Genomic DNA, 13,526 nt, shown 5'->3' with positions numbered 1-13,526 from the left:
ATTAATTTGATGATAAGTATTTTAGGTTGCGGATGGCTGGGAATGCCTTTGGGTAAAGCCCTTGTCGGTTCAGGTAAATTGGTAAAAGGTTCTACTACTAAGCAAGATAAACTTGAAGAAATTAGCAGACAATCAATTGTATCATTTTTGATACAATTAGACGACTTGTCTAATGAAGCTGAGTTGATGGAATTTTTAGATAATGAGATATTAATCATTAACGTTCCGCCGGGTAGAAATCATATCAATGCGGATGATTATCCACATAAATTAGCTCGATTGAATAGCTACATCAACAAAAGTAAGATCCAAAAATTAATTTTTGTTTCCTCTACTTCTGTTTATGAAGAAAATAATGATGTCGTATTTGAGGACAGTTTCATCAGCGCAAATGCATCGGCACAACGCTTATTTCTAGCAGAAGAAGTATTCAGAAATAACCCAAATATCCAAACTACGGTAATAAGAATGTCTGGTTTAATTGGACCAAACCGTCATCCAGGAAGATTTTTTGGTGGTAAAACTCAAATACCAGATGGTTTAATACCTGTTAACCTTATCCATTTAGATGATTGTATTGGTATTATTGAAGAAGTTATCAAGCAAGATTATTGGGGGAAAACTATCCATGCTGCAGCTCCAAGTCATCCAACAAAAAAGAGTTTTACAGCTTAGCATCAGCTATCTATAACAACACCGAAGCTGATTTTATAGAAGAGAAAGGGAAGTTTAAAATCATTAACCCAGATAAATTGGTGAAAGATTTAAACTATCAGTTTAAACATCCTGATTTAATGGCATGGCTTCTTCAAAGTCATCAAAATTAAGAGATGATTTATCCAAAACTTCCCAAGTATGGTCTGCTAAAAGCTTAACTGTAGAAACAAACTTTTTGAAGGTTTTAGATCTGCCCCACTCCGCTGGCGCTATCATACTCACCAAAAAGGTATGATCCTCTTTTTGATAAAGATGATATAATTGCCCAATAACGGGCTTGAACTTCATCTCGGCAGTGTAAATCAATTCTGATATTTTTAGGCGTTCCTCAATATCCTTAACCTGCTCCATAATCAATTCTGCCTGCTTACGCAACATAGTAATTTGCTGATTGGCCTGCATATGCATAGACTCTACCGCATTTGCCCTTAACTTATTTTTATCAATAGGTTTAATTACCGGAGAGCTAACCGTTAAAGGTACCGGAGAAAATTTGGCTTCACCCGTATAATAAAGAGATTTTTCCTTGCTTTGTGAAGTGTTATCCTGCTCCATTTTATCTAATACTTGCTAGCATTAACTTATCTGGAGCAGAAAAGTTTTAATAAATTCTGCAAAATAAGCCTTTTAGATATTCGCCTTCGCTAAAAGAAATCCTTACGGGATGATCTTCTGGTTGGCAAAACTGATAGATAATTTGAACTTCTTTACCGGCATCTAGTGCGGCCCAAGCAATTACTTGCTTAAAAGTTTCTATATCCATAGCTCCAGAACAACTAAAAGTAGCCAGTAAACCGCCTTTTTTAAGAACTTGCATGCCTAAACGGTTAAGATCTTTGTATGCCCTAGCGGCCCTGTCTAAAGAAGAACGAGAAGGTGCGTATTTGGGCGGGTCTAGTACAACAACATCAAAAGTTTGTCCCTTCTCTTTCAATATCCTTAAGTATTTATTTACATCAGACTGTACAGCAATAACTTTACCTTCATCAAACTGGTTAAGTTGGATATTCTTTTTTAAAGTTTCTACAGCCAAAGCAGAGCTATCTACAGCAGTAACAGCAGCAGCCTGATTTAGCAAAGCATTTAAAGTAAAACCTCCGCTATAGCTAAAACAATCTAAAACATTTTTACCTGCGGCATAAGAAGCTACTATTTTTCTATTATCTCTTTGATCACAGTAAAAACCAGATTTTTGTCCCTCTAAAATATTGATCAGGTATTTAACGCCATTCTCCTTAACTTCTACAAATTCTGGTGGCAGCTGGCCCCAAAGTAAAGTACCATGTTGGGTTTGTAAGCCATCATGCGCCCGGGCAGAAGCGTCACTTTTATCAATAATACCTTTAATATTTAATAAAGTTGATAAAGTATGGACGATGGTTTCTTTTACTTTCTCTATGCCACTGGTAAGAATTTGTAAAGCCAGATAATCTCCAAACCTATCTACAATTAAACCAGGCAAATAATCAGCTTCACTAAAAATTAACCTACATGTGGTGGTATCATTATTTTGTAGATGTTCACGAGCTTTTATTGCGGCTTCAATTTTGGCTTTCCACCACTGCTCATTTATGATAGCGTTTTCATCCCAATCTAATAATCTTACAGCTACTCTAGACTGGTCGTTATAATATCCATAAGCTAAAAAATCAGCATCAGCATCTAAAACCTTAACCACATCGCCATTTTGTGGTTTACCTTTAACCTGTGCCAATGCGCCAGAAAACACCCAAGGATGTCTTTGTAAAACAGCTTTTTCTTTTGCCTTTTTTAGAATGATATCTACCATAGTGCGCAAAAATACTTAAAGAGATTGATAATGCTTTAAATTAGGGAACATTACATTTTAAAGATAAAATAGAACTTATGAGGAACTACTTTTGTTAGAGAAGAGCGTAATAAATTGATAAGAGATGTTAAATTTTGAGTTTAAAAATCCTACCAAAATACTTTTTGGTAAAGGACAAATTGCTAACCTAAGCAAAGAAATACCAGCAGATGCTAAAATTTTAATGGTTTATGGTGGTGGAAGTATCAAAAGCAATGGGGTATATGAGCAAGTTACCCAAGCTTTAAAAGGTTTTGAAATAATAGAGTTTGGTGGGGTGCCAGCAAACCCAGAATATGCCATCTTGCTGGAAGCTTTAGCTATCATTAAAAAAGAAAACATCAATTATATACTAGCTGTTGGCGGAGGCTCTGTGATAGATGGTGTTAAATTTCTTGCATCTGCCGCTTTATATGAAGGCGAAGAACCTTGGCATATTTTAGCCCATGGTATCAGAACAGAAGTTGCCTTGCCATTTGGTACTGTTTTAACTTTGCCTGCTACAGGCTCTGAGATGAATTCTGGTTCGGTTATATCAAGAGCAGAAACAAAAGAAAAACTAGCAATGGGCGGCCCAGGCTTGTTTCCTGCTTTTTCTATTTTAGACCCCGAGGTAATTAAATCTATCCCGCAAAGGCAAATTGCAAACGGTATAACCGATGCTTATACACACGTTTTAGAACAATACATGACTTACCCTATTGGCGCTTGCTTACAAGACAGATTTGCTGAAAGCATTATGCAAACTTTAATAGAAGTTGCTCCAAAAGTAATGGCAAACCCAGCTGATTATACCGCTGCGGCAGATTTTATGTGGTGTTGTACCATGGCTCTAAATGGTTTAATACAAAAAGGTGTACCAACAGATTGGGCTGTACATGCCATAGGGCATGAACTTACTGCTTTATACGGAATTGACCATGCCAGAACTTTAGCTATTATTGCACCCAGCCATTACCGCTACCATTTAGCACAGAAAAAAGAAAAATTAGCCCAATACGCAGAACGCGTTTGGAATATCCAGGAAGGTTCTGTAGAAGAGAAAGCTACACAGGCTATTGCTAAAACAGAAGAATTTTTCCATTCTTTGGACATAAAAACCAAACTTTCTGAATATACAGAAACTTACGAAGGTACCGCAGAAAGTATTGAGGAAAGATTTAATACAAGAGGCTGGAAAGCCTTGGGTGAGCATAAATCTATCACGCCGGCAGATGTTGCCAAAATTGTAAGCATGAGTTATTAAGATGAATAAAAATTTAGAGAAGCTTTTCAAAATTGCTCAAAAAGAAGAGAGAATTATTCTTGGCCTCATGTCTGGAACGTCTTTAGACGGCTTAGACATCGCTTTATGCAAATTTAAAGGTGCTGGCTTAGGTACAAGGGTAGAAATCTTACATTTTGAAACTTACCCTTATGAAAGCTCCTTTAAAGAAGCTATTAAACAAGTTTTCTCTAAAAAAACGGTCGATTTAGAATTGCTATGCTTGCTAAATGCACAAATAGCTAGGCAACATGCTGAAATTATAAACCACACTTTAAAAAAGTGGGCTTATACAGCAACTGATATAGATGCTATTGCTAGTCATGGTCAAACGGTTTACCATGCACCCAAAATCAAGCATCAGCTTAACAATTATCCCGATGCTACTTTACAAATAGGCGATGGCGACCATCTCGCACATTTAACAGGTATTATCACGCTAAGTGATTTCAGACAAAAAAGTATTGCAGCAGGTGGAGAAGGCGCTCCGCTTGCTGTTTATGGTGATTATTTGCTTTTTGCTGATGAAGAAATAGATAGGATTTTATTGAATATTGGCGGTATAGCTAATTTTACTTATTTACCGGCTAAAAGAAAGTCGGAAAATATTTTCTCTACCGATGTTGGTCCTGGAAATACAATATTAGACCATTTCATGATGCAAAAATTCAATTTGTATTTTGATGAGGATGCTAAATACGCTAAAAAAGGAAGCTTAAATCATGATTTATTAGAGGCTTTATTAGCTGATGATTTTTTTACAACACCCATTCCAAAAAGCACCGGACCAGAGCATTTTAATTTGGTGTATTTAAATGAGGCGCAACAAAAAAGTAATACCATCCATTTAAAAGAAGAAGATGTTTTGGCAACCTTATGCGAATTTACCGCCTTAGGTATTGCTAAAGCTATTCAGGAGAACATCAGCGTAAGCGGAAAAATAGAAATGTTGATGAGTGGCGGCGGCATGCATAATCCACTTTTGGTAGAACGCTTAATGCATCATTTGCCGGGTATTACTTTTATAAGCATGCAAGAGATTTTGGGTGTAAACCCCGATGCTAAAGAGGCTTTATTATTTGCTTTATTGGCTAATGAAACTTTGTGTGGCCAGCCTGATGACTATGACTTCCCAAATCAAGAAAAGTTACCCAAAATTAGTATGGGAAAACTGAGCTTTCCGGAATAGAAAAAGCCGATTTTGGTTCCAAAATCGGCTTTTTAAGTCTTATCATTTATAATTAAAAAATCTTGAACCCTAAGCTTAGGTGTAATAAACTTTGGCTTAATCCGTCATTTTTATTGATGTCTTGCAAGCTGGTTTCGTATCTTAAATCAACCGATAGGTTTCCAATATCAACACCAGCACCAGCTTGTAGGTTGGTTACAAAATCTCTGTATCTATAAAAATCTGGGTTAATGGCTTGTGAGAAAGCATCGTCATCTGTGTTTAAATTAAACTGAAAAGCTGGCCCCGCCATCAACCTAAAGTTCAGTTTATCGCCACCTATTTTAGCCCCTAATAATAAAGGAACATCTAAAGTTGTAAATCTGGCTTCGCCACTTTGTACTACAGTACTTCCTGCGGTTTGGAATTTAAAATCGGCACCTTTAGAGCCTATGTAAAGTTCTGGTTGTAAGTAGAAATTACCACCAATTCTAGACCATAAACCTAATTGATACCCTAGAATTCCAGACTCATCAAATTGTTGATCTTCTGCTTTAATAGTGGAGTAATTTAAGCCCCCTTTTATCCCTAAATTAAACTGAGCAAATGAACTACTTGCGCACAACATGGCAAATAAGCTCAAGAATAGTATTTTTTTCATGTTCATTTTTTAATTTGTTCTTAACATTAACACAAATTGGACCAAATTATTGTTTCTAATAATAAATAATGATAGGGAAATCCCTTTACAATTAAGTACATTATTCTATTTTTGTATCAAATATAAAACCATGGCAGAGATTACAATAGCTATAAAAGATTGGGATAGGCTAAAAATAAAGCTAAAAAGAAAATATAATCATTTAACAGATGATGACCTTGTTTTTGCACCTGGTAAAGAGGATGACCTCATCAATCATCTGCAAGAAAGACTACATAGAAATAGGGAATATGTGGTTTTTACCCTTAAAAAAGGTTTAATTAATATAGAAAACAATAGGCTTTAAGAAAAAAAAGAGGTCTGATTTTTAAAAATCAGACCTCTTTTGCTTTTATAAAACCTGGCCTTTTAATTACTTGGCCCTCTCCATCTTCTTTGTCCTTCTCCCATTTCGGGTTCTAAATTATTTCTTCCAGCAAATTTATTGATACGCATGGTGAACGTAAGCATGAAATATTGTGCCAAACGGTTGCTTTCTCTTTCTACCCGAATGTTTTCATTTACAGTATTGCTAACACCAACGTTTTCATCTAATAAATCAAATGCTGATAACCTGAGCGCACCTGTTTTGCCTTTAAAGAATTGTTTTTCTAGATAAGCGTTAATGATGAAAGGATTTACGCTAACACTATTAAAGCCGCTATTTAGGTTTTTATCAGCCTGTGTACCTATTAAAAATGTTTTGGTGAAATAAATCTTGCTATCAAAGCTAAAGCTCCAAGTGTTAACTTTTGCATTTGCTCTTTCATTCAGGGTATTATCATTAAGGTTGTAGCTAAAACTTGCTGCTGGTACAATTTCTAACCACTCTTTTGGTTGTATTTGCAGTTGTAAACGCTGACTTAAAACCGTGTTTCTTGCAATATTTCTTTGGCTATTGATAAAAGAAACCTGATTATTATAATTAGCAGACCCTCTTAAACCTAAGGTATATTTTTTCTCGTTAAATGCTTTAGAGAAGAAATAAAAGCCATTTATTGCATAAAAACCATTAGCATTTAAATACTGTCTTTCTTGCAAAGCCCCAATAGCAGAATTCTGTATCCTAACGGTATTGGTTACAATTTTGTCTTGAGTAAAATTGTAAGAAATATTTGTAAAGAATGTTCTGCCAGACTCTGCATTAAAATTATTGAACCTAATATTGAAACTATTGTTAAACTCGGCCTCCAACTCTGGATTACCCTTTACCGGAAATTGCGGATTTGAATTATCTGTTACTGGTTGTAATTGATTATAACTAGGCTGGTTACTTCTGCCACTATAGCTTACGGTAAGCTCTTTTGTTCTAGAGAATTTATAGTTAAACCTTCCGGTAGGGAAAATATTTACCACTTTAGTTTTAAAGGTAGTGTCTAAAGTAATGGCATTACCTGTTAAAACTGATGGCTGCACACCCATTCCTATAGAATAGTTGTACTTAGCCTGTCTTACCCGATAATTTAGCCCAAACCTGTTGGTAACAAACTGAAATTCGTATTCGTTACTTAAATCTTCATCAACTAAAGGTGTTGCATTTTGTATTTGGGTAGATAATACCGTTCTGTTATTTTTTATGTTGTTATAGTTGTATTCATAATTGAACTCTAAACCTGCTGTTTTAGATAAAGGCTCGTTATAAGAAAAGCCCAATCTTAGGTTATCATTTCCATTATCATTTTCTATAAGCTGTCGCTGATATTCTAAATCATTTGGATTAGCTGCCAAAAAATTAAAATTCTCTGTTTCTTGATTTCTTAAGTTTGAGTTGGTGCTAATATCTGCGGTTAAAGCCAAATTTCTTTGAGCCTTTCTAAACCTATGATTAAATAAAATAGCAGTACTAAAATTAGGAGATCTTGAATCGCTAAAATCATTGATACGACCGTTAGAGAAAAGATTATTGTCATTATTGATAGAGAATGTTGAGATATCTACCTCATCGCCTGTTGCATAGCTAAACCTTGGCGTAATTTTTAAATAGTTTAAAGAATCTATTTTATACTCGATATTAAAATCAAACCTATGACTTAGGTTGCCATTATCTACATTGCCAGAATCCAAGTTTTGTACTACTGTATTGGCATCAAGTATCTGTTGAAAAGACCTATTAAAAGTATTGTTATCTCTAGAAGCAATACTGTAGCTACCATAAGCGGTTACTTTCTTGCTCCACTCATCACGAAAGTTTAAACCTAATGATCTAATGTTGGTTAAACCATCTGCATTGCCGCCGCCAAAACCACCACGACCGCCTCTACCACCGCCACCGCCAGTACCTTGCGTTAAACTGAAAATATTTGCATTGGTATTATTTAAATTTGCTAACGCTGATATTTGTCTGGCATTATTAAAATTAGCAGCAAAAACCGATGCTTGGTAACGATCTAAATTACCTGCACCTACGGTTCCTCTGGTGATATAACCTTTATTTCTATCGGGTCTTATGGTGAAATTTAAGATTCTTTCTGGCTCGCCATCCCTTACCCCTGTTAGGTTAGCTCTATCGCCATAATCATCAATAACCTGGACGTTTTCTAGTAAATCTGCCGGAATTTGTTGTGTTGCGGTTTTAACATCGCCACCAAAAAAATCTTTTCCGTTTACGCGTACTCTGGTAATAGCTTTACCTTGTGCGGTAACATTACCTTCTCTATCAACCTCTACACCAGGCAATTTCTTTAATAAATCTTCTGCTAAGGCGTTTTCTTTTAGCTTATATCTGTCTGCTTTATATTGTAAGGTATCTTCTTTAACCAATACATCAGGCGTACCATCAACTACTATTTCGCCCAGCTGTCTGCTATCGGTTGCTAATATGATATTGCCCAATGTTAATACTTGTTGCCCTCTTTGGCGTTCTAAAGTATAACTCTTGGTCATAGCTTTATAACCTAAAGCTGAAATAGAAAGCGTAAAAACCGGAGATTTAATGTTTCTGAAGGTGAAATTTCCGTCTAAATCTGATGTAGTTAAAACCGTATCTAAAGTTGATACCAATTTTACAGAAGCCCCAATGACAGTAACTCCTGTTGAATCTTTTAACTGGCCCGAGACTGTTAAAGGCTGCCTTTGTGCTAAGGCTTGTAAGCAAATTAAGGTAAATGCAATACTGATGAAAAATTTTTTCATTTATACGTTTAGGTGAGTTTGTGCAAAATAAGGACTATTTTTTTTGATTTAAGTTTAAACACCTTTAAATAATAGCTGTAACTTTTACGCTACAAATAAATGTCAGTTAAACGCTTTTAAATATTACTGGCAAATGAGACATTAGCCATGAATCAATTCTATATTTGCGAAGTATTGTAGCGTTGTTTCATGAAAATTCTTATTCAGTATTTAAAAGGATATAAAGGTTTAATAGGTTTAGCACTATTATTTGCCGCTATTAACCAATGTTTCTCTTTAATAGACCCTCATATTACTGGTAAAATTGTAGATAATTTCATCAATAAAAAGGATGATTTAACAGAGTCTGAATTCACTTTAGGTGTTTTAAAACTGGTAGGTTTGGCTGTTGGTGCGGCTATGGTATCTCGTATTGCTAAAAACTTTCAGGATTATTTTGCTAACATCATTACCCAGAAATTGGGTGCTAAAATGTATGCTGATGGCTTAGCACACTCACTACAATTACCTTATCAAACTTTTGAAGACCAACGTAGCGGAGAAACCTTAGGTATCTTACAAAAAGTGCGTACAGATTCTGAAAAGTTTATCATCGCTTTTATCAATATCTTATTTACAAGTTTGGTAGGGATGGTTTTTGTGATTATTTACTCTTTAACTGTAAGCTATAAAGTTACGCTAGTTTATTTTGCTTCTATACCTTTAATATTTGTAGTGAGTTGGTTTTTGAGTAAAAAAATAAAAACCATACAGAAGAAAATTGTTGGTGCTACTACCTCTTTGGCTGGCGCTACAACAGAATCTTTAAGAAATATAGAACTGGTTAAAAGCTTAGGTTTAGCCAACCAAGAGATTAACAGATTAAACAATACCACTTATAAAATTCTAGACCTTGAGCTTAAAAAAGTAAAATATGTACGTAGCATGAGCTTTTTACAAGGCACAACCGTAAACCTCGTTAGAAGCAGTATGGTGGTAATTTTACTCTTGCTCATCTTTAAAAATGATATATCGGCAGGGCAGTACTTTACATTTTTGTTTTACTCTTTCTTCTTATTTGGCCCATTACAAGAGTTTGGTAATATCATTTTAACTTATAGGGAGGCAGAAGCATCCTTAAATAATTTCCAAAAAACCTTAAACACACCAAAAGAGGTTAAACCTTTGCACCCGAAACATACCGGCCCAATTCATGAGTTAGAGCTTAAAAATTTAAGCTTTCAGCATTTAACCGCCTTGGCTCCGGCTTTGCACAACATCAGCTTTAGCGTAAAAAAAGGAGAAACTATTGCATTTGTTGGCCCTTCTGGCTCTGGTAAAACTACTTTGGTAAAATTACTGGTTGGGCTATACCAGCCACAAGAAGGCGAGGTAAATTATAACGGCATCCATAGTAATGAAATAGATTTGGATGAGCTGCGAGAGCGTATTGGTTTTGTAACTCAAGATACTCAGCTTTTTTCTGGTACTATAAGAGAGAATTTACTTTTTGTGAGTCCAAACGCAACGGATGAAGCTTGTATGCAGGTTTTACAAAAAGCTGCTTGCCAGTCTTTATTGGCTAGGGCCGATGCTGGTTTAAATACCGTTATTGGCGAAGGTGGTGTTAAAGTTTCTGGTGGCGAGAAGCAAAGATTATCTATCGCCAGAGCGCTTTTAAGACAGCCAGATATTTTAGTTTTTGATGAGGCAACATCAGCGCTAGACTCCATTACAGAAGAAGAGATTACAGAAACCATCAGAGATGTATCTGGAGGAAAGGAAAGAATAACCATTTTAATTGCCCACCGTTTATCAACCATTATGCATGCCGATAGGATTTTTGTTTTAGAGCGTGGCCATATTGTTGAGGTTGGTAAACATGAACATTTATTAGCTGAAAAAGGCTTGTACTATGCCATGTGGAGACAACAAATTGGCGAAAAAAGGCTAAACGATAAAGCTTTTGTTTAATTTTGTGTATTGATGACTAAAATATAGCTCATGATGTTATCTGTATTATTACAACTATCACAAACCGGCTATTTTATGCTGCTTGCTGGTTTGTTCTTTTTCCCTTTATTGGTGGCTTTGGTAACCGCTAAAGATATTTTCTTTAACGAGAACTTGTCTGCCAACCTCAAATTGGTTTGGTTATTAATTGTAATTCTGATACCACTTCTTGGCGCTATCATTTATTTCTTTTGGGCTAAGCCTGTTGCTGCTCGTAAGAAATTTTAAGGGTCTTTTATGCCATTAGCTTAAGCGTTGGTTTTATAAACCGATAGCTAATCTCAAACCAGATTGTGATTCTCGATTGCCAATAAAAGATTTACCCACATAAGCCTTAATATTCAAATATTGTAGGCCAACAAATAGCTCATGATAATTTTGTAATGTTGAGGTGGTTAGATAATTAACACCTATAAGCTCTTTTAACCTCAGCTTTCTAATGAGCGGAATTTTGTTGGTAAAAAATCCAGAAAAATTATGCTCAAAATGCCCTTCTATATATTGGTTTGATGTACTATGAGTGTAATAGTCTAAGAACATAAAAGTATTTCCAGTTTCTTCAAAAACTCTAATTTGGTTTCCTCTAAAGTGCTTTAGATCTGGGTAAAAAACAGCCCTATTATTGATAAACTTACCGGCTCCAATATAAAAATTAAAGCTGCCGTAGAAGCCGGTTTTTACATCGTTTTTGGATAAACTTAGCTCTATTAAATCATAATCAACATCGGAGGCAAAAACACCCTTCATACCTTTAGTGTAGTTAAGCGCTAAAGTTGGATATAGAGTTTGATTATAATACCTGCCACTAGGATAGCTTACGTATTTATTACTAAAGTTATAAGATAAGCCTAAACCAATTTTCAATGATTGATATGCAGGAAATAAGGGCACATCTGCCAAAGGCATAAAAGGATTATTAGAGGTAAAATCTCGGTTATCCTTATCTATAATGGTATATGAAGAAGTATTAGGCAGCCATTTTTTATTAGCCCATTCGCTATAAACCTGCCCTCTTAAACCACCTATAATTCTTCCTGATAAACTGGCATTAACAAATCTTTTTTGATAAAATTTAGAGAGGTTACGCTCGTAAAACAAACTACTGATGCTATTATACAAAGGTTTAACAGAACCGCGGTTGTTTAAGTCAACTACATCAGACCCTAAGCCTAGAGCTAAAGTAGCACTGGTAAGAACAGGAATATTGGCTTTCATACTAGCATTAAAAAGCTTGTTAGAAAACCCATAACGCAATTTACCACTTACGCCAAGGTAACGGTTATTTAGGGTATCAATTTTCTTTCTGTAGCCTGCCTCATAATTCATCACAAAACCTTCTACCGTATTGTATGAAAAAGAACCTAGCAGAGAATTGAAGCTATAAAATTCGTTCTTAAAACGATTGCGTGGGTTATAGCCTCCCATCAATAAAAAGGATTTCCATTTAAATTTATTGTTTACGCTGTCTAAAGAATCTAAATAAGGTTTTGATTCTCTTTTTCTTGCCAAGCTATCCTTTTTCTGATAATCTTTTTCTTCATCCACAGTAAGCGGAACCGGGCGTACCTGAGCCCAATAGCTGGTGTCTTTTTGATTAACTTCTTTCGTGATTTTTAGTACTTCTTTAAACTCCTTTTCTTTGAAATTGGGGTTCAAATTATAATTACTATAAAGAGCTATAAAATATCCACCAAATCTAAAACCTAATAAACCGCCTGTAAACTCGTATTTTACAGAAGCAGGCATCCATTTATTTTTATTTACAGTATAGTATTGCTGACTAATTTTTAAGCTATCTAAAATTTTAATGTTCGACTCTTTAGTCATCAAAACATCTAAACTATAAATGCGCCAACTGTTTTCTATAATGTAGATATAACCTTTAAAAGCTGGGTCATAGCCTCTTTTAGGTATCAATTGAATTTTGTTTATTTCCTGGCCATTTTCAAATGAAGAACCAAGCAATTTGTAATCATAATAAAAAAGTGCATTATCTGCGATAGGAGAAATAAATGGTCTATTACTTAAATCGCCCAGGCTTTGTAAGTTCTCATAGAAATTAATATTCATATCGCTAGCCCGGTTAAAGCTGAAGGCTCGGTTACTGCCAGATACCTTAGAGGATAGCATTTCCTCTTTATATTCAGGGGCTTTATAGCTAAGTTTAGATTGCGATTCTGAGAGGTAAACTATTCCCGTTCTGTTAGAATCTAGTCCTGCCTGCTTTGCTAGTTTATCAATATCTCTACCTAAAAACTTTTTAGGTGCTTTTAGTAATTTTTGCAAGCCTTTAATATAAACTTCTGCTGTATAGGCATCATTTTCTTTAAGATGCTTTTTTCTTTCTTTGATGGCTTTTCTGATGATAGCATAAGCAGGGTCTTCACCACCAGCTTTTACCACAACATCTTTTAATTGATAAATTTCGCTTTCTAAGGTAATATTGAGATTTAAGTTGGTAGATAGTTCTAAAGACTTTTCAAGCAGCTTATAGCCCACTGCCCTAAAAATAATTTCCTTTTTACCTGTTGTTAATTTTAGCGCATATTCGCCTTCACTATTGGCTGATGTACCTACGGTAGAATTTTTAAGGTAAACAGTAGCAAAGGGAATAGGGGCTCCTTGCCCATCACTAACTCTACCTTTTATGGTTATGCTTTGTGCAGACACAAGTCCAGAAAGAAGTAAAAAAGAAATTAGTAAAGCTATTCTCATATATTTATTT

General features: G+C 35.2%; 11 protein-coding genes. 6 read left to right on the top strand and 5 right to left on the bottom strand.

Annotated features, from left to right (window positions below):
* Positions 1-9: 9 nt before the first annotated feature.
* Entirely contained in the window at positions 10-675 is a 666-nt protein-coding gene (locus tag FYC62_RS14480) for a Rossmann-fold NAD(P)-binding domain-containing protein (protein WP_149075448.1), read from the top strand.
* 102 nt (positions 676-777) lie between these two features.
* Here FYC62_RS14480 and FYC62_RS14475 read toward each other — a convergent pair whose 3' ends face one another.
* A complete protein-coding gene (locus tag FYC62_RS14475) occupies positions 778-1,272 on the bottom strand; it encodes a DUF2452 domain-containing protein (RefSeq protein WP_149075447.1) in 495 nt (164 codons plus the stop codon).
* Positions 1,273-1,318: 46 nt separating this feature from the next.
* Entirely contained in the window at positions 1,319-2,506 is a 1,188-nt protein-coding gene (locus tag FYC62_RS14470; RefSeq protein WP_149075446.1) for a class I SAM-dependent rRNA methyltransferase, read from the bottom strand.
* Positions 2,507-2,630: 124 nt separating this feature from the next.
* On the opposite strand from FYC62_RS14470, the gene FYC62_RS14465 reads away from it, so the two are divergent.
* Complete coding sequence (locus tag FYC62_RS14465; RefSeq protein WP_149075445.1) at positions 2,631-3,791, top strand: iron-containing alcohol dehydrogenase; 1,161 nt, start codon at positions 2,631-2,633, stop codon at positions 3,789-3,791.
* 1 nt (position 3,792) lies between these two features.
* Positions 3,793-4,998, top strand: a complete 1,206-nt coding sequence (locus tag FYC62_RS14460; RefSeq protein ID WP_149075444.1) for an anhydro-N-acetylmuramic acid kinase — start codon at positions 3,793-3,795, stop codon at positions 4,996-4,998.
* Between the two features lie 52 nt (positions 4,999-5,050).
* Here FYC62_RS14460 and FYC62_RS14455 read toward each other — a convergent pair whose 3' ends face one another.
* Complete coding sequence (locus FYC62_RS14455) at positions 5,051-5,638, bottom strand: porin family protein (protein WP_149075443.1); 588 nt, start codon at positions 5,636-5,638, stop codon at positions 5,051-5,053.
* 130 nt (positions 5,639-5,768) lie between these two features.
* Here FYC62_RS14455 and FYC62_RS14450 point away from each other — a divergent pair, with 130 nt between their 5' ends.
* Complete coding sequence (locus FYC62_RS14450; protein ID WP_039451927.1) at positions 5,769-5,984, top strand: CsbD family protein; 216 nt, start codon at positions 5,769-5,771, stop codon at positions 5,982-5,984.
* Between the two features lie 62 nt (positions 5,985-6,046).
* On the opposite strand, the gene FYC62_RS14445 is transcribed toward FYC62_RS14450, so the two are convergent.
* Complete coding sequence (locus FYC62_RS14445; RefSeq protein WP_149075442.1) at positions 6,047-8,809, bottom strand: TonB-dependent receptor; 2,763 nt, start codon at positions 8,807-8,809, stop codon at positions 6,047-6,049.
* 189 nt (positions 8,810-8,998) lie between these two features.
* Between FYC62_RS14445 and FYC62_RS14440 the strand changes: the two genes are divergently transcribed.
* Together FYC62_RS14440 and FYC62_RS14435 are read left to right on the top strand one after the other, a co-directional pair.
* Complete coding sequence (locus tag FYC62_RS14440; RefSeq protein WP_149075441.1) at positions 8,999-10,762, top strand: ABC transporter ATP-binding protein; 1,764 nt, start codon at positions 8,999-9,001, stop codon at positions 10,760-10,762.
* A 30-nt stretch (positions 10,763-10,792) separates the two neighbouring features.
* On the top strand, positions 10,793-11,029 hold the full coding sequence (locus FYC62_RS14435; RefSeq protein WP_081987637.1) for a PLDc N-terminal domain-containing protein: 237 nt from the start codon (positions 10,793-10,795) through the stop codon (positions 11,027-11,029).
* 33 nt (positions 11,030-11,062) lie between these two features.
* Here the strand turns inward: FYC62_RS14435 and FYC62_RS14430 are convergent, their stop codons facing one another.
* Positions 11,063-13,516, bottom strand: coding sequence for a DUF5686 and carboxypeptidase regulatory-like domain-containing protein (locus FYC62_RS14430; protein ID WP_149075440.1), 2,454 nt, complete (start codon positions 13,514-13,516; stop codon positions 11,063-11,065).
* Positions 13,517-13,526: the final 10 nt, after the last annotated feature.

Origin of the sequence: Pedobacter aquae (genome assembly GCF_008195825.1) — a bacterium.
GTDB classification, from domain to species: Bacteria; Bacteroidota; Bacteroidia; order Sphingobacteriales; family Sphingobacteriaceae; genus Pseudopedobacter; species Pseudopedobacter aquae.
Note: the sequence above shows the minus strand (reverse complement) of the source record. Positions and strands in the feature narration are given on the sequence as shown.